Source organism: Bacillus sp. DTU_2020_1000418_1_SI_GHA_SEK_038, from assembly GCF_032341175.1.
Classification (GTDB): Bacteria; Bacillota; Bacilli; order Bacillales; family Cytobacillaceae; genus Cytobacillus.
In genome coordinates, this window is sequence record NZ_CP135435.1 from 2,101,090 (window position 1) to 2,123,561 (window position 22,472).

22 protein-coding genes are annotated in these 22,472 nt (G+C 37.3%); 12 read left to right on the forward strand and 10 right to left on the reverse strand.

Features of this window, described 5'->3' with window-relative positions:
- The first annotated feature begins 27 nt into the window (after positions 1–27).
- Complete coding sequence (gene selA, locus RRV45_RS10420; RefSeq protein ID WP_315668750.1) at positions 28–1,431, forward strand: L-seryl-tRNA(Sec) selenium transferase; 1,404 nt, start codon at positions 28–30, stop codon at positions 1,429–1,431.
- Between the two features lie 66 nt (positions 1,432–1,497).
- Here selA and RRV45_RS10425 read toward each other — a convergent pair whose 3' ends face one another.
- Positions 1,498–1,641 (reverse strand): small acid-soluble spore protein P, encoded by a 144-nt coding sequence (locus RRV45_RS10425; protein WP_315668751.1) that lies wholly within the window; start codon positions 1,639–1,641, stop codon positions 1,498–1,500.
- 115 nt (positions 1,642–1,756) lie between these two features.
- On the opposite strand from RRV45_RS10425, the gene RRV45_RS10430 reads away from it, so the two are divergent.
- Positions 1,757–2,017 (forward strand): hypothetical protein, encoded by a 261-nt coding sequence (locus RRV45_RS10430; protein WP_315668752.1) that lies wholly within the window; start codon positions 1,757–1,759, stop codon positions 2,015–2,017.
- Positions 2,018–2,112: 95 nt separating this feature from the next.
- Here the strand turns inward: RRV45_RS10430 and sspO are convergent, their stop codons facing one another.
- On the reverse strand, positions 2,113–2,262 hold the full coding sequence (sspO, locus tag RRV45_RS10435; RefSeq protein WP_315668754.1) for a small acid-soluble spore protein O: 150 nt from the start codon (positions 2,260–2,262) through the stop codon (positions 2,113–2,115).
- A gap of 356 nt (positions 2,263–2,618) precedes the next feature.
- Here sspO and acnA point away from each other — a divergent pair, with 356 nt between their 5' ends.
- From acnA to RRV45_RS10480, 9 genes are all read left to right on the forward strand, one after another.
- Positions 2,619–5,327 carry an aconitate hydratase AcnA gene (gene acnA / locus RRV45_RS10440; protein ID WP_315668755.1) on the forward strand — a complete coding sequence of 903 codons (2,709 nt, stop codon included), beginning with the start codon at positions 2,619–2,621 and terminating at the stop codon, positions 5,325–5,327.
- 126 nt (positions 5,328–5,453) lie between these two features.
- Positions 5,454–5,870: a hypothetical protein gene (locus RRV45_RS10445; protein ID WP_315668756.1), complete on the forward strand. Its 417-nt coding sequence runs from the start codon at positions 5,454–5,456 to the stop codon at positions 5,868–5,870.
- 43 nt (positions 5,871–5,913) lie between these two features.
- Positions 5,914–6,420, forward strand: a complete 507-nt coding sequence (locus RRV45_RS10450) for a peroxiredoxin family protein (RefSeq protein WP_410489349.1) — start codon at positions 5,914–5,916, stop codon at positions 6,418–6,420.
- Positions 6,421–6,547: 127 nt separating this feature from the next.
- Positions 6,548–6,679: an FbpB family small basic protein gene (locus RRV45_RS10455; protein ID WP_315668757.1), complete on the forward strand. Its 132-nt coding sequence runs from the start codon at positions 6,548–6,550 to the stop codon at positions 6,677–6,679.
- A gap of 62 nt (positions 6,680–6,741) precedes the next feature.
- Entirely contained in the window at positions 6,742–6,885 is a 144-nt protein-coding gene (locus tag RRV45_RS10460; RefSeq protein ID WP_315668759.1) for an acid-soluble spore protein N, read from the forward strand.
- A 133-nt stretch (positions 6,886–7,018) separates the two neighbouring features.
- Positions 7,019–7,255: a small acid-soluble spore protein Tlp gene (gene tlp, locus RRV45_RS10465; RefSeq protein WP_315668760.1), complete on the forward strand. Its 237-nt coding sequence runs from the start codon at positions 7,019–7,021 to the stop codon at positions 7,253–7,255.
- Positions 7,256–7,374: 119 nt separating this feature from the next.
- A complete protein-coding gene (locus RRV45_RS10470) occupies positions 7,375–9,705 on the forward strand; it encodes an AAA family ATPase (RefSeq protein WP_315668762.1) in 2,331 nt (776 codons plus the stop codon).
- Positions 9,706–9,707: 2 nt separating this feature from the next.
- Entirely contained in the window at positions 9,708–10,139 is a 432-nt protein-coding gene (locus tag RRV45_RS10475) for an acyl-CoA thioesterase (protein WP_315668764.1), read from the forward strand.
- 40 nt (positions 10,140–10,179) lie between these two features.
- Positions 10,180–10,485 carry a hypothetical protein gene (locus RRV45_RS10480; RefSeq protein ID WP_315668765.1) on the forward strand — a complete coding sequence of 102 codons (306 nt, stop codon included), beginning with the start codon at positions 10,180–10,182 and terminating at the stop codon, positions 10,483–10,485.
- 94 nt (positions 10,486–10,579) lie between these two features.
- Here the strand turns inward: RRV45_RS10480 and RRV45_RS10485 are convergent, their stop codons facing one another.
- The 6 genes from RRV45_RS10485 to plsY form a co-directional block, all read right to left on the reverse strand.
- Entirely contained in the window at positions 10,580–10,867 is a 288-nt protein-coding gene (locus tag RRV45_RS10485; protein WP_315669000.1) for a HesB/YadR/YfhF family protein, read from the reverse strand.
- Positions 10,868–10,903: 36 nt separating this feature from the next.
- Complete coding sequence (locus tag RRV45_RS10490; protein ID WP_315668766.1) at positions 10,904–11,722, reverse strand: CPBP family intramembrane glutamic endopeptidase; 819 nt, start codon at positions 11,720–11,722, stop codon at positions 10,904–10,906.
- 129 nt (positions 11,723–11,851) lie between these two features.
- Positions 11,852–13,942, reverse strand: coding sequence for a methyl-accepting chemotaxis protein (locus RRV45_RS10495; protein ID WP_315668767.1), 2,091 nt, complete (start codon positions 13,940–13,942; stop codon positions 11,852–11,854).
- Between the two features lie 100 nt (positions 13,943–14,042).
- Positions 14,043–15,197: a CapA family protein gene (locus tag RRV45_RS10500; protein ID WP_315668768.1), complete on the reverse strand. Its 1,155-nt coding sequence runs from the start codon at positions 15,195–15,197 to the stop codon at positions 14,043–14,045.
- A gap of 437 nt (positions 15,198–15,634) precedes the next feature.
- Positions 15,635–16,405 (reverse strand): two-component system sensor histidine kinase NtrB, encoded by a 771-nt coding sequence (locus RRV45_RS10505; RefSeq protein WP_315668769.1) that lies wholly within the window; start codon positions 16,403–16,405, stop codon positions 15,635–15,637.
- A 151-nt stretch (positions 16,406–16,556) separates the two neighbouring features.
- Positions 16,557–17,141: a glycerol-3-phosphate 1-O-acyltransferase PlsY gene (plsY, locus tag RRV45_RS10510; RefSeq protein ID WP_315668770.1), complete on the reverse strand. Its 585-nt coding sequence runs from the start codon at positions 17,139–17,141 to the stop codon at positions 16,557–16,559.
- Between the two features lie 193 nt (positions 17,142–17,334).
- On the opposite strand from plsY, the gene RRV45_RS10515 reads away from it, so the two are divergent.
- Positions 17,335–19,056 (forward strand): glycosyl hydrolase family 18 protein, encoded by a 1,722-nt coding sequence (locus tag RRV45_RS10515; RefSeq protein WP_315668771.1) that lies wholly within the window; start codon positions 17,335–17,337, stop codon positions 19,054–19,056.
- 210 nt (positions 19,057–19,266) lie between these two features.
- Here the strand turns inward: RRV45_RS10515 and ade are convergent, their stop codons facing one another.
- Complete coding sequence (ade, locus tag RRV45_RS10520; RefSeq protein WP_315668772.1) at positions 19,267–21,018, reverse strand: adenine deaminase; 1,752 nt, start codon at positions 21,016–21,018, stop codon at positions 19,267–19,269.
- 30 nt (positions 21,019–21,048) lie between these two features.
- Positions 21,049–22,413: an NCS2 family permease gene (locus RRV45_RS10525; protein WP_315668773.1), complete on the reverse strand. Its 1,365-nt coding sequence runs from the start codon at positions 22,411–22,413 to the stop codon at positions 21,049–21,051.
- Positions 22,414–22,472 lie beyond the last annotated feature (59 nt).

The window sequence follows — 22,472 nt, forward strand, 5'->3', positions numbered from 1 at the left end:
TGTTTAGCGTAGATAGGAGTGATAACGATGAAACACTTGCTTAGAAATATTCCCCCTGTACATGAGCTTCAAAAGGAAAATCGGTTTATTATGTTGGCAGAAAATCACGGGATTGATCTTATATATATGACAAATCAGCTAAAAATGGTCCTTTCAAAGATTCGAGAAGAATTGACTTTAAATAAATGGCTCGGCGCAATACCTGGCAGCAGAGATTTCAACGATGAGATTTTTAATAGGCTAGAAACCACCCTTCAAAAACAACTGAATTATACATTAAAAAGGGTGATCAATACGACAGGGACAATCCTTCATACAAATCTTGGCAGAGCACGTTTGAGTGAAAGCGCTGCCCAGCACATGCTTGAAATAGCCCTTCATTATTCCAATTTGGAGTATCAATTAGAGGAAGGGAAGCGCGGCTCTAGGCATAGTCATGTAGAGGCGCTGATAAAGGAGCTAACCGGTGCAGAAGCAGCGATGGTTGTTAATAATAATGCGGCTGCTGTTTATTTGATATTAAAAGCTATAGCAAATAATAAGGAAGTAGTCGTATCACGCGGTCAGCTTGTTGAAATTGGCGGCTCTTTCAGAATCTCCTCAATTATGGAAGAAAGCGGAGCCAAGCTTGTTGAAATTGGGACAACGAATAAAACACATCTGGCTGACTATGAAAATGCCATTACTGAGCAAACAGCGATGATATTAAAAGTACATACTAGTAACTATAAAGTAATCGGATTCACAAAAACGGTTGGAACAGATGAATTAGCAGAGCTGTCTAGGGAAAAAAATATCATTTTGTATGAGGACTTGGGAAGTGGGGCTCTGTATGATTTCCAAAAGCATGGAATTGGTGAGGAACCTGTTGTGAAAGACGTAATCAAGCAGGGGGCTGATCTCGTTTCCTTTAGCGGGGATAAGCTTTTAGGTGGACCGCAAGCAGGAATTATTGCTGGCAAGAAAGAGCTAATAAGCCTTTTAAAAAAACACCAGCTTTCTCGTGTTTTAAGAGTGGATAAAATGACGCTTGCAGCTCTTGAGGGGACCTTGCTGGATTATGTTAAAGGAATGGAAGGCTTAAAGAATATCCCTGTTATTAGAGATATTTTAGTATCACAAAAGGATCTTAAGGCAAGGACAGAGGCCTTTATCAAAAAATTGCAAAGCGTTTCACATCAGTACGACCTTTCAATTAGAGAAAGTTTTGCACAAATAGGCGGAGGAACGATGCCAGAGGTTAGTCTTCCTTCTATTGTTGCTGTCATTAAGCATAATACATGGGGAGCGGAGCAGCTTGCAAAAAAATTAAGAACAGAATTCTCTTCTTCCATTATAGTCCGTATTCAGAAAGAAGAAGTATTAATAGATCTGAGAACTGTTACAAATGAGGAAGAAGTTTATATTATTGAAGCTCTTCAAGCAATATGAGCAAATTTCTTCTCCCTATGAGGTAAAACAGCTGCGGCATAAAAAAGCTGCAGCTGTTTTTTTTCATTACATATCGTGACCAGAATTATGTTTTTGTCTTGTATGATTACGGTTTTTGACCTTTTTAGAGCCGCTTAATGGTTCTGGCTGTCCCGAATTATCTCCTTTAGGTGCATTTTTACGCATATCCTTGCCATCGTTTTTATTCATTTCATCATCCCTCCTAAAGAATAGCATGGAAGGAAGCTTCAAATTTTATACAGAATATTTTATTGGGAGACTGCACAATTTAAATGTACATTTTGAAAAAGGAGTGAGACAGGGGATGCCATATCATAAAAATAAACAGCAAGCATTTCAGGCTGCACAGCAGGGAATGGAGGATGCGCAGGAGCTTTACCATGAAATTGTCAGGGATTCTGCCAATTACGGTCATCAGCTTAAGCATTTAAAACAAGAGGTAAATGAAGCTTACGAACAAATTGAAAATGCACTCGAGGTTGCTTCTGAAACGCAAAGAACGCAATTAGAGAAATTCCAGCAGGACTTAAGCGCAATTGTTAATGAAGTTAATCAATACCATTAATATAAAAACCTATTTAATAGTTGATAAAGGAAGCGAAAAAATGATCGCTTCCTTTCGTTTATAGCAAATTAATCCGGAGGATCATCCGCCATAATTTATTGATTTTTCTTTCGCTTTTTATTATTTTGCTTCTGCATTTCTGTTAACGGTTCATTTGAAAATTCCTCGTTATAACCTGCACCCATTCCTTGCCCTTTTGCCGCATTCATCCCTGGAACAATATGATTTGATTTCCTTTTAGCCACTTCAATCACCTCCAACTGCTATTTTTTGCAAATTTCTTCAAATTATGTCGACTCCATAATCCTTTTTATTACTTATGTGAGGTTAAAATATTTTGGTAAAATATTTTGATCAATTGTACAAATGTTAATGACAAAATAAAAATCTCAATAAAATGCGTTAAAATGTATAAATAGATGCATTATTGTTAACGACATAAGAAAAACTTATCAAAAACAATAACTTTCTTGTTATTTACTTATGTAACACATTGTATTAAGATTGTTCTTGAGAAGAGTAAGATGGACAAAAATGCCATCTATTCGACAAATTTCTAACTCTTTATACTTGATTAAATATGTAAAAGGGGGATAAACCCATGGTGAAAAATGATGTATTTAATGCCCGAAAGTCATTTGAATTAAACGGGAAGCGTTATCACTATTATCATTTAGGCGCTTTGGAAAAATCTGGTGTCGGCAATGTAGCAAATCTGCCGTACTCTATTAAAGTATTATTAGAATCTGTTCTTCGTCAATATGACGGGCGTGTTATTACGCAAGAACATGTAGAAAACTTAGCAAAATGGGGCACAGATGAGGTTAAAGAGGTTGACGTACCATTCAAGCCTTCACGTGTTATTCTGCAAGACTTTACCGGAGTTCCTGCGGTTGTAGATTTAGCTTCTCTTCGTAAGGCGATGGCAGACATGGGTGGGGACCCAGATAAGATTAACCCGCTGAAGCCGGTTGACCTTGTCATTGACCACTCTGTACAAGTTGACCAATTCGGTTCTCCTGAAGCATTAGATGCTAACATGAAGCTTGAATTTGAAAGAAATGCCGAGCGTTATCAATTCCTAAGCTGGGCTCAAAAAGCGTTCGATAACTACCGTGCTGTACCGCCTGCTACAGGTATTGTACACCAAGTAAACCTTGAGTTTCTTGCAAGTGTTGTTCATGCAATTGAAAATGAAGATGGAGAATTCGAAGCATTCCCAGACACATTAGTAGGTACAGATTCCCATACAACTATGATCAACGGTATTGGTGTACTTGGCTGGGGTGTTGGAGGAATTGAAGCGGAAGCAGGAATGCTTGGACAGCCTTCATATTTCCCTGTACCAGAGGTTGTAGGTGTGAAGCTAATTGGAGAACTTCCAGACGGTGCAACAGCGACTGACTTAGCATTAAAAGTAACACAAGTTCTTCGTGCTCATGGTGTTGTCGGAAAATTTGTTGAATTCTTTGGTCCTGGAGTAACTGAACTGCCGCTTGCTGACCGTGCAACAATTGCTAACATGGCACCTGAATATGGCGCAACTTGCGGATTCTTCCCAGTTGACGAGGAATCACTTGAATACATGCGCTTAACTGGCCGTTCTGAGGAACAAATTAAATTGGTAGAAACATACTCTAAAGAAAATGGATTATTCTTCGATCCTTCATTAGAGCCAGTTTATACAAATGTTGTAGAGATTAATCTTTCAGATATCGAAGCAAACCTTTCTGGTCCAAAACGTCCACAGGACTTAATTCCACTTTCAGCAATGAAACAGGAATTTAATAAAGCATTAACTGCTCCACAAGGCAACCAAGGCTTTGGTTTAGATGAGAAAGAAATCGATAAGGAAGTAACAGTTAAATTTAATAATGGCGATACAACAGAAATGAAAACAGGTGCTGTTGCAATTGCTGCCATTACGAGCTGTACAAATACATCTAACCCATATGTATTAGTGGGTGCTGGTTTAGTTGCGAAAAAAGCCGTTGAACTTGGTATGGAAGTTCCAAAGTTTGTTAAGACTTCTTTAGCACCAGGTTCTAAAGTTGTAACTGGTTACCTTCGAGATTCAGGTCTTCAGCCTTATCTTGATCAATTAGGCTTTAACATTGTTGGTTATGGCTGTACTACTTGTATCGGAAACTCTGGACCACTTAAAGACGAAATCGAAAAGGCTATCGCTGAAAGCGATCTTCTAGTAACATCAGTTCTTTCTGGTAACCGTAACTTTGAAGGACGTATTCATCCATTAGTAAAAGCTAACTACTTGGCTTCACCACCATTAGTTGTTGCTTATGCGTTAGCTGGTACAGTTGATATTGACCTTCAGAAGGATGCTATTGGAAAAGATAAAGATGGAAATGACGTATTCTTTAAAGATATTTGGCCAACTACTGCTGAGGTTAATGAAGTTGTTAAGCAAACGGTAACACCTGAATTATTCCGTAAAGAATATGAGAACGTATTTGGTGACAATGCTCTTTGGAATAAAATCCAAACAAGCAATGAGCCGCTTTATACATTCGATGAAACATCAACATATATTCAAAATCCTCCTTTCTTTGAAGGGTTAAAAGCAGATCCGGATGAAGTGAAGCCATTAAATAGTCTTCGCGTAGTTGGGAAGTTTGGAGATTCTGTTACGACTGACCATATTTCTCCTGCTGGTGCAATTGGCAAGAATACACCTGCTGGTAAATATTTATTAGAAAACGGAGTAGAGGTACGTGACTTTAATTCTTATGGTTCTCGCCGTGGTAACCATGAAGTAATGATGCGCGGAACATTTGCTAATATTCGTATCCGTAACCAAATTGCACCAGGAACAGAAGGCGGTTTCACTACTCACTGGCCAACTGGTGAAGTGATGTCTATTTACGATGCTTGCATGAAGTACAAAGAGGAAGGTACTGGTCTTGTTGTTCTAGCAGGTAAAGATTATGGAATGGGCTCTTCACGTGACTGGGCTGCAAAGGGTACAAATTTACTTGGAATTAAGACAGTTATTGCTGAAAGCTACGAGCGTATCCATCGTTCTAACCTTGTATTGATGGGAGTTCTTCCACTTCAATTCAAAGATGGTGATAGTGCAGAAACTCTTGGTTTAACAGGAAAAGAAACAATCGATGTTAGAATCGATGAAAATGTAAGACCACGTGATCTTGTAAAGGTAACTGCAACTGATGAAGAAGGCAACAAGAAAAAATTTGAAGTTCTTGTTCGTTTCGATTCAGAAGTAGAAATCGACTACTACCGTCATGGCGGGATTTTACAAATGGTTTTACGTGAAAAATTAGCTAATTAATCTTTATTTAAAAAGAGCGCGTGGGTTTTTGATACCTACGCGCTTTTTCGTTCAAGCACATATTTTTACAAACACAATGGACTTTTGTATGTTTATAGCAAGAAACTTTGTTTGGGAGGAAAGTTGATGGGTGCAATGATGTTAGGGCCCTTTATGCTGAAATATGAATGGATTATATTTTTACTTGCTAGTTTGACTGCTTATTTATTTATGAAGCTTATGTCAAAAGAGGACCGTTCTTTTCAGGAATTATTTTTAAGTTCATTTTTAAACGCTGTTCTGATTGGATTTATAGTTTATAAATTTAGTTCCGTTATTTTCCAGGCGAGGCTCATGATGGAAGAGCCATTATCCATTCTTTATTCAACTGGCGGAACCAAGGGCAAACTGCTTGGCCTATTAATCGCAGTAATTTATTTATATAAAAAATATCGAAAAGGAAACTGGCCGTTTAAAAGCTGGTTTACGTTGATTGTTTATGGAATTGTCACATTTTTCGTTGGTTTTTGGCTGTTCAGAACCTTATTTTTTCTGCTTGTCTAGGTTACAATACGATTAAATAGATAATAAGGGTGTTGAACAGCAAATGATTAAAAAGATCGTATCAGCTAGTATTATTTTTGGCTTGATGGCAGCAGCAATTGTTCACGCGATGGATAAGGAAGAACCGAAAACGGAGAATCTTCCAGGGCTAAAGGTTGGATTAAAAGCACCTGATTTTGAATTAAAAAACTTAGAAGGCGAAACTGTAAGGCTTTCTGATTATAAAGGGAAAAAAGTCATTTTAAACTTCTGGGCAACATGGTGTCCGCCTTGTAAAGCAGAAATGCCTGCTATGCAAAATTTTTACGAAGAAGTCGATGATGAAATAGTCATACTTGCCATTAATATTGATCCTGAGTATGACGTTGCTGGGTTCGCTAAGGAAATGGACATTCATTTTCCCATTCTTCTCGATGATAAAGACGAGGTAAATACTGCATATAAAATCTTAACCATTCCAACGACTTTCTTTATTAATGAAAAAGGAATCATTACACATAAGCATTTAAGTGCAATGACAATTGAAATGATGCGAGAATACACGAAATGAGAAAAGCATCAGCATTAGCTGGTGTTTTTTTCTGTATAAAAATATAATTTTCGAAAATTTGTAATAATTTAAACGGTTATTGACCATAATAAAAGTTAATATAGGTTTGAAGGAAGGTGAAATAAAGATGAGAAAACCACGAAAACGCTCATTCGCCGAACTTGTTTCAGAAAATAAGCGACAAATTTTAAAAGATCAAGCAGCTATGGAAAAAATTGAAGAGAGATTAGAGGAAAAGCGCTTAAATAAAGCAGAATAACATTCTTTACCATAAATGCAGCCCTTCTCAACTGGACATACTTTTAAAGAGGAGGGATTTTTATGAGTAATCCAAAAAGGGACGCAAGAAAATTTAACCCTAACCATATTGGAACACAGCCACGCGGATATGGCGGAAATAATGGAAAAAAAATGCAAAGCAATACTGGCGGAGTCCCCCAAGTAATACAAACTAAAGGTGAATAAATTATGGATGGGTGACTAATAACCGGGTCACCCCTTTTAATAGAATTAGCCACTCTTTTCCGTTGATAAATTTTCATTCGACTTCACAAACTAATTTTGTATTACCACATCTTCAATAAGGAGGTTATTTCTTATGGAATACTCAAATAAACCAAAACCAGATGACCGCAGTGATAACGTTGAAAAGCTTCAGACGATGGTACAGAACACGATTGAAAATATGAACGATGCAGAAGAGACGATGCAGTTCTCTAACGAAGAGGATCGTGCAAGGATTGCGGCGAAAAACGAACGTCGTAAGGAAAGCATAGAAGCCATGCGTGAGGAAATTCAAGATGAAAGCCAAGCACGACAAAATGGTTATAAATAAATAAGCTAAGTTAGAAGACCTGATTTCAATAATAAGGTCTTCTTTTTTATTCAAATTTTTTTCCTTATTATTAAGTATGATATGATAGTTATTGGACTATGAAAAAAGAAGTGATGCAGATGGAAAAACAAAGACAGAACACGTATTTGAACAGTCAAATAAGGAATTGGGAATTGGAATTTCAGCAAAATGGATTTCTTGAAAATGAAGCTTCATTATTAGCGTATATCAAAACGATCGATCAGAGTGAAAATAGGGAACTCGTATCAGAATTACTCACGCTCGCCGGTCTTTCTAGACTCGCGAAAACAAAGGAAGATACTCTAGGACTTGTATGGATACAAAAAGCTTACAGCTTAAATCCAAATAATACTAGAGCTGCTGAAATGATCGAGCAAATGAATTGGAAAAACAGAGAATTATTATTAGATATATTATCGTTTCCGCCGCTTCGCGAAACAGATAATAAACAAGCGAAATTGCAAGCTATCGAGGAGATTCAAGTAAAATGCAGAATGTTCTTAGATATAGCTGAAGAGGAGAAGGAACAACTTGCTAAAACTCAAGAAAAACTGACGGATAGCCATTTGATCGAACTGTATTCAAGCATGATGGTACTGTTGGAAAAGGCTGAGGAAGAGATATTAAAGCTTCTTAAAGCAAGTGAAGATTATATTCAATCAGTTGTCGGGGTCTTTTATCATTCCACATATTATGCTGAAGTGAAAGATACTTTAGACAGGATTGAAGAGATAAAGAAGAGCTGGCAATTGTATTTTACAGAGGAATCAATGGAAGCTGAAAATGCAGTAAACCCATTAGAAGAATTGGAGAATTTAATCGGACTTGAAAATGTAAAAGGCCGAGTAAGAGATTTTTACCGATATTTAAAGTATCAGAAGGAAAGAAAGGCGCATGGCTTTCAATTAAAGGATGAATTAAGCCTACATATGATTCTAACAGGAAACCCTGGTACAGGGAAATCAACTTTAGCCAGGTTATTGGCTAAAATATATTATCAGCTTGGTGCATTATCTAAGGAAGCTGTCGTAGAAGTAGATCGTTCACAGCTTGTCGGTGCTTTTGTTGGCCAAACAGAGGAAAATGTACGGGCTGCAGTCAAAAAAGCACTTGGAGGGATTTTATTTATCGATGAGGCCTATAGTTTAAAAAGGGATGGCCAATCTAGCAGTGATTACGGACAAACAGTCATAGATACTCTCGTGTCATTAATGACAGGCCAAGAATATGGCGGGAAATTTGCTGTTATTATGGCTGGATATCCGGATGAAATGCGCCAGTTCCTTGATGCGAATCCAGGGCTAAGAAGTCGTTTTCCTCAATCAAACCTCATTCATCTGCCGGACTATTCAAATGATGAGCTCATTATGATTGCCAATAAACTTGCTTTAGAAAATGACTATGTTCTGACAGTTGAAGCAAAACAGGAGCTTGAAAAAAGGATTGAATTGGAAAAGGTCGATGATACGTTTGGAAATGCCCGGGCTGTAAAAAACATTGTCTTGGACGCTATTTTTAAAAAAGGTGCTCATATAGAAGATGGTGAAAGTTCCATATTAGACTTCTCACTTCTTGATAAAACAGATTTTGAAATGACTACACCTGATACACAAATAAATCCAAAAGAACAATTAATGAATTTGATCGGTCTTGAAGCCGTCAAAAATGAAGTGAATATGTTAACATCATTTGTAAGGATGCAGCAAATTAGAAGAGAAAAGGGACTTCCAGTCGTACCGATCCAGCTCCATTCCGTTTTTATCGGAAACCCTGGAACAGGCAAAACTACCGTTGCCAAAATTTATGCTGAACTTTTAAAGGAATGCGGGTTTTTAAAAAGAGGGCATTTAATTGTTGCAAGCCGTGCGGACTTTGTCGCTGGGTATGTCGGACAAACTGCTATAAAAACGAAAAAGAAATTGAAAGAAGCACTTGGCGGTGTGTTATTTATCGATGAAGCTTATTCCTTACTATCGGCAGCACAAGGGGATTTTGGCAAGGAAGTCATCAATACTCTAGTTGATGAAATGACAAAGCATAATGAGAACTTAGTCGTTATATTAGCAGGGTATCCGAATGAAATGGAAGCCTTACTGCAAAGTAATCCGGGATTAAAATCAAGATTTAAAAAGTTTTTCCATTTTAATGATTACTCTGCAGAAGAGCTGCTCCAAATTATCATCAATTATGCTTCACAATTTCAATACCAAATAACTGATATTGCGATAGATTACCTTAAAGTGGAATTAACAACAATTGCAATAAGTGGTAATGGACGATTTGCGACAAATCTAGTGGATGAAACGATTCAATCACAAGCGATGAGAATTCTTACTGGGGACGATAGGGATACGCTGCTAAAATATGTATCCTATCTTGAAAAAGAAGATTTTGAAACAGCTCTCAAGCGAATGGGAAAAGGGGAATAAAGATGTTAGTTTCAACAAAGGAAATTGAAGTTAGATACGCGGAGACAGACCAAATGGGTGTTGTTTACCATGCTAACTATTTAATTTGGATGGAATTAGGACGAACTCAGCTCATTAAGGATTTAGGCTTTAATTATGCAGAGATGGAGAAGGATGGGATTATTTCGCCTGTCTTAGATATTCAAGCATCCTACAAAAAGCCTCTTCATTATGGTGAAAACGCAATAATCAAAACATGGATTGAGGAATACGATGGCTTGCGTGTCAGCTACGGCTACGAAATATATACAGAAGAAGGAGAAATTGCAGTTACAGGCATGTCCAAGCATGTCTGTGTCAAAAAGGAATCATTCCGTCCAATATCTGTTAAGAAACATTACCCAATATGGCATGAAGCCTACGAAAAAGCAAAAAAGCATTCTGTAAATGTGTGAAATTTTAGTATAATTATCAATATTAAGGAGAGAGGCATCTTTGGCATTTGGCATAAAAAAAGAAGAGCTAAAAGAATGGAAGCGGAAAATCAATCGAGGAGACATCGCTTTTTTAACCCACTATTGGCTCGATGATCGCTTTCCAGACTGTACAACTGTCACCAAGGTTGGATGTAATGATTTGGATAAGCTGGCTGAATGGGGAAAGAAGTATGGATTGAGAGCCCAATGGATACATCAAAGGAAGGATGGCTATTCTCATTATGATCTTTTAGGCGAGAAGCAGGCTGAAATTCTTGAAAAAGAAGGCTTATTAGAGCAAATTCGGAAACTAAAGGTGAGATAACCCATTATTTTCTTCATTGAAATAAAACAACAAAAAGCCTATTAAGAAAAAACCTTTTCATTCTCCCATGAAATTAGGTGAATGAAAAGGTTTTTTATAGATACTTATAATCTGGCTCTTTTGCTTTAGCATTAAATTCAACATACAAATCATGATTATCAAAATACCAAATATCTTTTTCTTCAATAAAATAAGTGATTCCATTCTTAGCAGTTTCAGCACCTGCATTCACAGGTTCCTCCTTTGAAATACCTAATGAGAACCCTTGCTGAACAGTACTGCATCCACCATATCGTGCAAAGAAACGAACATAATCTCCTTTGCTTAAAAACATTTCATCTTCATACCAAGCAGCAGCTTCATCGCTAATATGTATTTTCATCATGACATCCTCCTTCATACTATCATTGGCCGTTCATCACCCTATATACGTAATAATCCCGCTTAAAATCATTAAAATATTGAATACCATATGCCAGATGATGGCTGGCAGGATGCTTCCTGAACGAATGGTTATTCCAGCATAGAAGATACCGCCCAATGCATAGAGCAAACATAGCCACCATGAATAGCCAAAGGCAAGATGTGATAAGCCAAAGCCTAATCCCGAAAAGATAACCGCAGCTTTTTCACCGGCTAAATCTACTAGTCTTGTTAAGACGATTCCCCTCCAAAGGATTTCTTCCAGTGTACCATTTAAAACCGAAAAAAGGATAATAAACAGGAAGAAGTTTGGGTCACCAAAATTAATTTTAGCAAAAGATATGAAGGGAATAAATGAGGCAAGATTGATACCTATCGCAATTATTAAAAAAGTTCTTACAGTTACAGTGTGAAATCCGCTCCATATAAAAGGAAATGTAATGCTTGCCATCCAATTCGGCCTTAAGCCATAAAGGAAACAATTCTTTTTAAACTTCCTAATAACATAGACCATAAAAAGGAGCGGGAATAATAGGAGGGTACGATTTATGATAATAATTGAACTTCTGCCCAACGTAAATTCTTCAATCAGTCGATCGCCATATAATAAAAATATGTATCCAAAAGTATATGCGGCCATAACCCAGAGAAAAACGCGATTATGAATTCCGGCAATCGTCATATAAATAATCATCGCTAACAAAAGAGCAAAGGATAAGATAAATAGTTTATGCTGGGTAAGGTAGATGATGACGACAAACAAAAATAGCTGTACGTAATTAATGGTTAGTGAATGTTTATCCTTTAATACCAATGTAGTCCCCCTCTCCAAAAGCCTTCACTATATTTTAGCATTTTCTTTGTTAAAGAAATAGATTGATACAAAAGAATGAGCCATGGAAACACCAGGCTCAATTCAAATTTTATTCTCCAATGTTTTCTGCTATTCTACTTTAAAATGCTCAATAGACTTTCTTAATTCATCTGTCAGCTCACGTAAATTTTCAGAGATTTTCTTAACTTCATGAACAGATTGTTTCTGTTCTTCTGTAATACTTGTGACCTCCTCAACTCCTGCTGATGTTTGCTGAGAGATGGATACAACGCTATCTACTGAAGAAGATATCGAATGGCTGCTTTCTGTAAGTGTTTCGCTGGAACTGGCGATTTCATCAATATCATGAGCTAGACTTTCGATAAAGCCAAACATTTTAGAATAGCTTTTCGCCGTATCATCTGTCATTACTGCGCCTTCAACAGCTGACTCTCTGCCAAGATCGATATTTTCTAAAGCCTTTGATGAATCCATCTGTATTTCTGAAATAAGACTTGATATTTCTCCTACAGATTGGCGGCTTTGTTCTGCCAGTTTTTTTACTTCTTGTGCGACTACCGCAAAACCTCTTCCTTGTTCTCCAGCACGAGCCGCTTCGATTGAAGCATTCAAGGAGAGGAGGTTTGTTTGTTCAGATAAATCATGGATGAGTGACGTAATATCATTAATCGTTTGCAGTTTACTATCAAGCTTTTTCATTATTGTCGCAGATTCAATAGACTGGCTGACAATCATATTCATTTTATTGTTCATATTTTCCATTGCTGCTTGTCCAACTGATGTAATCGACTTCGTCTCTCTTGCGTGATCTACAATTTTACTGATTCGCTCAGACATCGAACGGACAGCAAGATCATTGTTTTCTACATGTGTAGAAATATTCACCATATCTGCTGCAAGCCGCTCAGATCCAGTCGCTACTTCATCCATTGCAGAACTAACTGTATTGGTCACATGTGTTGAAACATTCGCCTGGTCGTTTAGAATCTTAGAATCATTTTCTACTTCCAGTATGAGCTGATTCATTTTATTGGCCATTGTCCTTAAGCTATCAATCATATGATTGACAGAGTGAAATAGAAGCCCAATCTCATCCTTTGTATTAATATCCATTTTCTTGGATAAATCACCATTTGCAACAGACTTTAAAAAGTCGGAAAGCTTAATTATTGGTCCGATAAAATACTTAGCGAAAAAGAGACTGATCAAAATAGAAATAACGAGAAGGATCAGCACGATAATAATTTGAATAGATAACAGCTTTGAAAAGATGCCTTGTAGTTCCTTATCAGCAGCTGCGATTCGATTACTCATGTTTTGCGAAATCTGTTCGGAAAAAGATTTTATTTCTTCTTGGGACAAAACTGAAAATATTTGCCAGCCAGTTTCATCATCTTTTTCACTAACATACGTTACTTGATCAATATCTAAATAAACGTTGCCATCACTTTTTTCTTTATATATCGGCAGAGAAGAGATATTTTGATTTTTTGCAACAAGATCATGATCTTTATAGGCTAAGAGTGCTCCTTCTTTATCGGTTAAAATCACATATCCTGTTTCTCCAACCTTTGTATCAGCTATGGATGCAGTTAATTTTTCCAGAGATATATCTGCGCCAAGGACACCATACAATTGGTTATTTATGTAAAGAGGCAAGCTGACTGTTACCATATAAATATCTGTGCCTGCATCAAGATAAGCATCGGTAATAAGGTACTCCTGTTCTCCGCTTTCCTTGATAGGTGCATACCATGGCCTAACTGTCGGATCATAATCATCAGGGAGGTTATAATCGTTAGGATAAATGATAAATTCCTTATCTTCAGTTCCTAAGTACATATTAGAAATAAGTTTATTCTCCTTTGCTATTTTTTCAAATAACAGGACCAGTTCTTCAGGATTATCTGAATAAACTTCATTAAAGCTTGCTACTGTCGCTAAATCACTTTTTGCACTTGAAATGATTCCATTAATAGATGCTTTAACATTTTTCGTTTCATGATAGGTCAAAGTACCTGCGTAATGCTCAGCAAAACCACTTACATCCCTTTGAGCGTCATTTGAAAGCCCATTTGTTAATTCTCGCCCATTTTCAGAGAAAAGATTAACAGAAATAAAGGTAAAACCAGAACAAGCGGCAATGATAAGAATCATAGTAGATAATACACCGATAATGAGCTTTGTCTTTAGTGACATGAAATCCCCCCTAAACTCCTTACTAACTGTATTATATCGGATAGGGAGGAAGACCTAATGTATAAATTTGAAAGTTGTATTACATTTTTCCAACAGTTCTCTAAAGACCACCAATCATGTGTTGCTGGATTTCTAAATATTTTTCAGCTGCATTTTTCAGCCCGTAGTTTCCCGCCTCTTCAAGGGGAACGATACGATAGTTTCTTAGTTTTTGTTTTGAGACATAGGTTGGGAAAAAAGCAGGCTGATCGAGTTTAATAGAAACGCCGCTTTCATTAATACTTTTTGTAACATTTATCGTGGCTATTCCGCCAATATCTTTGTAATCCCAGTTTTGTCCAGATAGAAAATTACCTAGCGAATAAACAATGAGAGCGTCTCGTCCGTCAGCGGCTTTTATCCATTCAATCGGCTGTAAAACATGCGGATGATGACCAAAAAGAATATCAATTCCTTCTTTAATTAAATACTGTCCTAATTCTTTTTGTTCTGCTGTTGGAAAACGCTGGTATTCATTTCCCCAATGAAGACTCATCACTACTACATCAGCTTCATTTTTTGCCCGGTGAATTTCTTCTTTCATTTTTTCCCGATCAATTAAATTTACAAGGTAATCCTTACCTTTTGGGATAGGGATTCCATTCGTCCCGTATGTGTAGGAAAGGAAAGCAACTTTAATGCCCTTTTTAGTAAGAATAACAAGTGTTTGCTGTTCCTCTGGGCTTCGATATGTACCTACATGTGGAAGTCCGATTTTATCCATATAGTTCATGGAAGCAACAAGCCCTTTTTCACCTTTATCAAGAGAGTGATTGTTAGCAGTAGAAACGATATCGACACCTGCCTGAATTAGTGCATCACCTACTTCTTGAGGACTATTAAATAGGGGATAGCTAGAAATACCGAATTCCTCTCCTCCTAATATGGTTTCCTGGTTGGCGAGAAGGATATCTGGTTTTTGAAGAATAGGGTTAATATGCTGAAACATTGGGTTGAAATCGTAACCTGATGCGGTCTTAGCATCTTGATATACCCAATCATGAATAAGAATATCCCCGATCGCCCCGAGAGTGATTGTTTCAACATAATATTTCGGGGTGACAGATACTTGTTTGGCTGGATGGATTTGTACGGGAAGACTGACTGTCGTTGTTTCTTGCTTTTCACTGTACATTTTAATTATGAGACTTGTTGATAAAATAATTAAGGCCAAACAAAAAAAAATAGAGAGAGTAATCGATAATTTCTTTTTCATTTTAATCTCCTTACTGCCATATTTAAATCTACTATAATACAAAAATAGGAATATTTCGACAAGGTTTTAACCCGACTTTGAATCCTCGTAAGAAAGAATCAGATTAGGATATAATAAGGTTGAGGTGATAATATGATAAAATTGACAGCAAGTGCAGTAAATATTATGGAGAGTGCTATTAAGAAAGAACAGAAGGATGAAACGGAGAAGTTGTATATCCGTTTATCAATGGGAATCGGCTGAGGCGGCCCACAATTAAAGCTGTCTCTGGAGGAGCAGCCATTAAGTGAGGATAAAGAGTTTGCAGTAGAAGGAATTAATTTGTTAATTCATCCAAAGGATTTAGTCTATTTCGAACGTACAAAGTTGGATTATGTGAAGGATGTCTTTGGGACAGGCAGATTTCAATTATTAAAAGTGTGAAAAAGCGGCAGCCATTAGGCTCCGCTTTTTTGAATATAGAGGGGTAATGTTAATGTCATAATGGTTCCTTTTCCAGCTGAACTGTTAATATGAAAGCTTCCGTTATGAGCTTCAATAATTTTCTTGCATATTGGGAGCCCGATGCCTGTGCCTGTTTCCTTTGTCGTATAAAATGGTGTAAATATATGTTCGATTGTTTCAGCTGTCATTCCACAGCCATTGTCTTCAATGATGATATAAGCATGGGATGCCTCTTTTTTTAAGGCGAGAGTGATTTGTTTACGATCTTTTGCGCCATTATACAATGATTCGATTGCGTTTTTTAATATATTTATTAACACTTGTTTCAATTGCTTTTCATTACCAAGAATACTGGGGTTTTCTTGAGATGGTTGAACATCAATTTTGATTTTGTTTATCAACCCTTCACCTTCGAAAAGAGAGGCGATATTGCTTATAAGTTGATTTAAAGAAACCTCCCGCTTTTGGGAAGTTTGAGATTTCTCAAAATTGAGAAGGTCGATGATAAGATCATTAGCCCGATTGATCTCATTTAAGGCAATATCGGCATAATGCTCTTTGCCCCTTTCGATTAAATAAGGTTTAATAAGCTGAATATATCCCTTTATCGTTGTTAAAGGATTTCTAATTTCATGAGCGAATGCTGCCGCTAGCTTGCTTACATTGGATAGATTATCGGATTCCATTGAAAAATCATGACTTTCTATATTTGAAAGCACACTGTTTTCTTGTAAATTATTAAAATTGGATTGGACAGAAACCAAGATTTATCACCTCTAAATTTGTTTTCCATCTAATCTATGACGGAAAAAAGCGGGATATGTATTATTTTGAATTATATCTTGAAATTTTGTAAATGGAGCCCGATTCATGAAAAAAAACAGCAGAAGTAGATTTCTGCTGTTTCATTATCTGTTAGAGCCATTTTATTTTCGGTTCCGATTTGTTTATGATCCGTTTAATATTGGCACGGTGACGATAAATGACAAACAAAGCAAGCAGCGATACGACAATAATCAGAGGTGGATCCCATATGATTACGGAATAAATGACAGCTACGAGTGCCGCAAGCATGGAAGCAAGCGAAACATACTTTGTTATGTAAAGGCAAATAAAGAAAACCAATACCATAATGATAAACATTGGAGGGGCATAACCTAATAAAATACCGCCTGATGTTGCTACAGCTTTTCCACCTTTAAAGCCAGCAAAAATAGGGTACATATGGCCAATAACCGCAAAAATTCCAGCGAATAGCTGATGTATTTCACCACCGAGGAATAAGGGAAGTAAAACAGCAAGTGTACCTTTTAAGATATCTGCAATTGTAACAGCCATCCCTGCTTTAAATCCTAAAGTTCTGAAAGTGTTTGTCCCACCTAAATTTCCGCTTCCATGCTGGCGAATATCGACTCCGTAAAAAATCTTACCGATAATTAATCCTGATGGAATGGACCCTAGTAAATAAGCTAAAACAATTATGATTCCGTTTATTACCATGAAAATTCTCCTTCAATAATATCTCCGTGTAATTGTACCATGTTTTTTAATAAGTCCGCCATGTCAATTAAGGTAAATAACTGTATTTGAAGCTGAAAGAGGGGATCTTGGTGAATAAAGGAAGACTTTTTCCACTAAAATACCTTCCCATCAGCAGAAATTTTCGTTACGATTGACCTAAGGGGGAAAGAGAATGGCTCGTGTAGAATTTCATAAAAAGAAGCCTCTATCAATGAAATGGATAGCAGCTGGGCTTCTATTTTCATGTTTTTTAATCATTTCAAGTATTATTTTTCTTTTATATCCGTTTGCTTCGAAAGAAACTGAATCATATTTTCAGGGAGAAAACCCCATTTTATATGAAGGCGTGCAATCCGGAAATGCCATAATTGAAGGAAATAGCGTATATTTGCCAATCTCTTTCATACAAGAGAATTTTGATGATGCCATCACTTTTGATGAAAAATCAAACTCCGTCATTATTACAACCAAAAATAAAGTGGTTCAAATGCCTTCCGAATCGCTAACCTATTATGTAAATGAAGAGCCTGTTCAATTACACTTTTCTGTATTTAAAAATAAGGATAATGACATGTATTTGGCAATTGATCCATTACTCACGTATTATCCATTCCAGTATACTATTATGCCAGGAACAAATGCCATATGGATAAAGGAAAATGATCAGGAAATCCTTCATGCGAAGGTTATTAATAAAGAAGTGAATGAAGAAAAGCTTCGTTTACGAGTAGATGCTAGTTTGAAGACTCCTTATACAGGGCAAGTAGAAAATGGAGAGAAGCTCTTTATTGAAGGTGAAAAGGAAGATTACTATTTTGCTAGGAAAGAAAATGGTGTGGCTGGATATATTAAAAAAGATTATCTAACCGCTGGGGAAACGGAGAAGGTTACCATTAATCGAACTCATGAAGAAGTTGTAGTCCCTAAAATTGAGGGGCCCATCCAGCTTACTTGGGAAGCCGTTTATACGAAGAATCCAGACACATCACAGATGCCTATGATGCCAGGGGTCAATGTCATTTCCCCTACATGGTTTGAATTAGGTGATCGGGATGGAGGAATAAAAAACCTCGGCTCTCTTGAATTTGTCAATTGGGCACAAAATCAAGGCTATCAAGTATGGGGGTTATTTTCCAATGCGTTTGATCCAGTCTTAACACATGAGGCGTTCAAGAATTTTGAAACTAGGCAGAAAATGATCCGCCAGCTTCTCCATTTTAGCCAAATTTATCAATTGAACGGTATTAATTTGGATATTGAAAATGTGAATCTTGAAGATGGTCCGCTTATCACTCAATTCGTACGTGAAGCTGTTCCATATTTTCATGAAGCAGGTCTTGTCGTCTCCATGGATATTACTTTTATTTCGACTAGCGGGAATTGGTCTGCTTTTTATGAAAGAGATAAGCTAGCTAATCTTGTTGATTATATGGTAGTCATGGCGTATGACGAGCATTGGGGCACTTCACCAAAAGCGGGAAGTGTAGCGAGTTTGCCGTGGGTAGAAGAAAATCTAAAAAGGCTGCTTGAGGTTGTCCCAAACGACAGGCTAATTCTTGGAGTTCCGTTATATGCGAGGCTATGGGAACAGAAGGACAGTGGAGAGGTTTCTTCTAAAGCTCTATCAATGGCGAAAGTAAAGCAATGGCTGAAAGCGAATGAACTAACTCCAGTTTATGATGAAGCGAGCGGTCAAAACTATGCTGAACTTTATTCTGAAAAAGAACAAACGACTTATAAAATTTGGCTAGAGGATGAGCTATCCTTAAAGAAACGCGCTGATTTGGCAAAAAAATATAATTTAGCAGGGGTTGCCAGCTGGTCAAGGTATTTTGCTGACGAATCTGCCTGGGCAGCTTTATCACTCGGCAATGAACAATTGACGAAAAAATAAAGTGAAACTTCAATCAGTGGGGCTTTCTTTCATCCCCCACTGATTGTTAGTTGAACCAATCGGGCCTTTACGGGCTGTTGATCCCACACTTAGAAACTTTTATTTTACTCTACTTCTTGATGCGGGGGTCTTACAGCCCGTTAATCTGCGATAAACAAAGGTGGTTTGCTATTTTAATAGTAAACCACCTTTGTTTGTTATGATTGAAAATTAATGTGCTGAACTCACTTCCACCTCTATATGTTTAAAGGTTTTAACATCAAATAATCCAATATCTGTAAGCTTTAATTCAGGAATCACTGGGAGAGCCAGAAAGGAGAGAGTAACAAACGGATTAAATGCCATGGAACAGCCTATTGTGAGTAAGGCTTTATTTAATTCATGAATACTCTCATTAACTGTCTGGAAGTCCATATTTGACATGAGTCCTGCTATAGGCAATGGGAGTGAAGCAAGAATATTCCCATTTTGAACAACGACTAAACCTCCAGCCATCTCTCTTGTTAAGTTAATTGCTTTGACAAGATCATGATCGTTAGTGCCCGAAGCCACAATATTATGTGAATCATGCGCAACAGTAGAAGCAATTGCTCCATTATTAATTCCCAAGCCTTTGATGATTCCAAGACCAATATTGCCTGTGTTATTATGACGCTCTAGGACAGCTAATTTTAATTGATCCTTTTCAATATTTGCTTGAAAAAGCCCATTTTCGATTACAACTTCCTCAATAATATGCTTTGTTACAATCATATTTGGCAATATTTCAATAATATTAGCCTGCCGGCCTTTCTCCAGACTGATTTTTAGATCCTCACTTTTTATCAAATTCATATTTATACTGTTAATAATAGCTGAAGGGGGAGCGGCCATTGACTTGATTGGGTCAGTTACTTTCCCGTTCTTAGCAACAAGTTTCCCACCTTTAAAAACCTGTTCAATCTCAATGTTTTCTAAATTATTTAATACTAGGATATCCGCTTCATATCCTGGGGCGATTGCGCCTTTTGTCTTTAACCCGAAGCATTCTGCTGCATTTAAGGTTGCCATTTGAATGGCTAGTACTGGATCAATTCCTTCTCTGATTGCTACCTTTATATTGAAATCAATACTTCCTTCTTCAATTAATTCATCCAAATGCTTATCATCAGTAACGAATAGACAGCGGCGTGAATTATTTTCATTCACTGCCTGTAATAGTTCAACTAAATCTTTTGCAGCCGAACCTTCACGCAGCATGACATACATACCTTTTCGAAGTCTTTCCAGAGCTTCCTCAGCTGTTACACATTCGTGATCTGTTCGTATCCCGGCAGCCATGTAAACATTAATCCCATTTGCATCAAGTCCGGCTGCATGGCCGTCAATGCACTTGCCTTTCAAACTGGCATTCTCAAGTTTGTTAAGCATCTGGTCGCTATTTTGGAAGACAGAAGGGTAATCCATAACCTCGCCAAGCCCAATAACCCTTGGGTGTTCGTAATAAGGATCTAAATCTTCATCATTCAATGTTGCGCCAGCATTTTCAAATGGGGTAGCGGGGACACAGGAAGGCAGCATTAATAATACATCAAGCGGAATACCTTCAGACGCCTGCAACATAAAATCAATCCCAGCTGTTCCAGAAACATTGGCAATTTCATGTGGATCAGCAATAATGGTTGTTACCCCGTGAGGCAGGACTACATTACAAAACTCTGCAGGAGTTACCATAGAAGATTCAATATGCACATGCCCATCAATAAACCCAGGAACTAAGTATTTTCCTGAAGCATCAATCGTTTCATGTCCTTCAAATTCTCCAATCCCTGCAATATAGCCATCAACAATTGCGATATGATCCTCAATAATTTCTCGCGTAAAAACGTTTACAATTTTCCCGTTCTTTATAACTAAATCTGCTGGTTTCCTTCCTGCTGCTACATCGATTCTTCGTTTCATCCATTCTTTAGTTAGCTCCAATCGATACCCCTCTTTCGCTTATTTACCGTTTTAGTGTCCACTCATTATAAAGTTTATAATAAATGCAGCACTTACGATATACATTATCCAATGAATTTGCTTTCTTTTCCCCGTTAAAAGTTTTAAAAGTGTGTAAGAAATGAAACCAAATGCTAAGCCTTCTGCGATGCTAAATGTGAGAGGCATTAAGACAATAGTTAAAAACACAGGAATTACATCGGTAAAATCATCAAAACTAATATGTCTAATTTCACTAATCATTAATGCTCCGACAAGGATTAAGATTGGAGCGGTAGCAACTGAAGGGATGAACACAATTAATGGTGCAAAAATTAAAGCCAAAAAGAAGAGGACACCGGCTGTTAAAGCGGTTAAGCCAGTTCTGCCGCCTTCCGAAATCCCGGTTGCGTTCTCTACATAGGCATTTAATGCTGTGCTTCCAAAAGCAGCACTTGCCATTGTCCCAATCGCATCAGCCTGAAGGGCGCGGTCTAAATTTTCGATTTTACCGTTTTCATCAGTAAGGCCAGCTTTCTTCGTTAATCCAATTAAAGTAGCTAAGTTATCAAATAATTCTACGATAGTAAAAGAGAAAATTACAGAGAGGACACCGTATCCAATAGCACCCATAAGGTCCATTGCCAGGAAGGTTTCAGACATACTTGGCAGGTTTAAAGAAACGATATCGCCAATGGATTTAGGAAAACTAATGAAGCCAGCAATCATAGCAATAACACTAGTAGCTAAAATACTTATAAGAAGAGCGCCTTTTACACGTTTAGCCATTAATATGGCTGCAATGATGAATCCTAATAATGCTAGCATTGGGCCAAGGCTTGTTACGTCTCCTAAAGCGACAAAGGTTGCTTCATTTGCAACAACAAGCTCTGCATTTTTTAAGCCAATAAAGGCAATGAATAGACCAATTCCTACGGCTATTGCAGATTTTAATACATCTGGCACACCATCAACGATTTTTTGCCGGATACCCGTAACAGTCAAAATTAAAAACACAACCCCTGAAATAAATACGGCTCCAAGTGCTGTCTGCCATGTTAGTCCTTGACCAAGAACGACAGTATAGGCGAAAAAGGCATTTAGTCCCATTCCTGGGGCGACTGCAACAGGGTAATTTGCCCAAAGGGCCATTAGGATTGTACAGAAAACACTCGCATAAATGGTTGCAGCAAGTGCAGCTTCTTTCGGAATACCAGCATCAGCTAGTATGGCAGGGTTGACGAATATTATATAACTCATCGTTAAAAATGAAGTAATTCCTGCCAAAATTTCAGTTCTTACATTTGTTTTCCTTTCAGACAGCTTGAACAGTTTTTCCAATAGGTTATTTCTAGTTGGTGGGAGGTTGGATCCTAAACCCTTTTCAATCATGGACATGAAAGCTCACTCCTAACTTTTTTAATAACCAAAATGCTTTAAGAAAGTGCAACTCGGTT

Coding starts and splice junctions, on each gene's coding strand:
- selA (WP_315668750.1), top strand. CDS start 28: ATGAAACACTTGCTTAGAAATATTCCCCCTGTACATGAGCTTCAAAAG.
- RRV45_RS10425 (WP_315668751.1), bottom strand. CDS start 1,641: ATGAATAAAAACGATGGCAAGGATATGCGTAAAAATGCACCTAAAGGA.
- RRV45_RS10430 (WP_315668752.1), top strand. CDS start 1,757: ATGCCATATCATAAAAATAAACAGCAAGCATTTCAGGCTGCACAGCAG.
- acnA (WP_315668755.1), top strand. CDS start 2,619: ATGGTGAAAAATGATGTATTTAATGCCCGAAAGTCATTTGAATTAAAC.
- RRV45_RS10445 (WP_315668756.1), top strand. CDS start 5,454: ATGGGTGCAATGATGTTAGGGCCCTTTATGCTGAAATATGAATGGATT.
- RRV45_RS10450 (WP_410489349.1), top strand. CDS start 5,914: ATGATTAAAAAGATCGTATCAGCTAGTATTATTTTTGGCTTGATGGCA.
- RRV45_RS10455 (WP_315668757.1), top strand. CDS start 6,548: ATGAGAAAACCACGAAAACGCTCATTCGCCGAACTTGTTTCAGAAAAT.
- RRV45_RS10460 (WP_315668759.1), top strand. CDS start 6,742: ATGAGTAATCCAAAAAGGGACGCAAGAAAATTTAACCCTAACCATATT.
- tlp (WP_315668760.1), top strand. CDS start 7,019: ATGGAATACTCAAATAAACCAAAACCAGATGACCGCAGTGATAACGTT.
- RRV45_RS10470 (WP_315668762.1), top strand. CDS start 7,375: ATGGAAAAACAAAGACAGAACACGTATTTGAACAGTCAAATAAGGAAT.
- RRV45_RS10475 (WP_315668764.1), top strand. CDS start 9,708: ATGTTAGTTTCAACAAAGGAAATTGAAGTTAGATACGCGGAGACAGAC.
- RRV45_RS10485 (WP_315669000.1), bottom strand. CDS start 10,867: ATGAAAATACATATTAGCGATGAAGCTGCTGCTTGGTATGAAGATGAA.
- RRV45_RS10495 (WP_315668767.1), bottom strand. CDS start 13,942: ATGTCACTAAAGACAAAGCTCATTATCGGTGTATTATCTACTATGATT.
- RRV45_RS10500 (WP_315668768.1), bottom strand. CDS start 15,197: ATGAAAAAGAAATTATCGATTACTCTCTCTATTTTTTTTTGTTTGGCC.
- plsY (WP_315668770.1), bottom strand. CDS start 17,141: ATGGTAATAAACGGAATCATAATTGTTTTAGCTTATTTACTAGGGTCC.
- RRV45_RS10515 (WP_315668771.1), top strand. CDS start 17,335: ATGGCTCGTGTAGAATTTCATAAAAAGAAGCCTCTATCAATGAAATGG.
- RRV45_RS10525 (WP_315668773.1), bottom strand. CDS start 22,413: ATGTCCATGATTGAAAAGGGTTTAGGATCCAACCTCCCACCAACTAGA.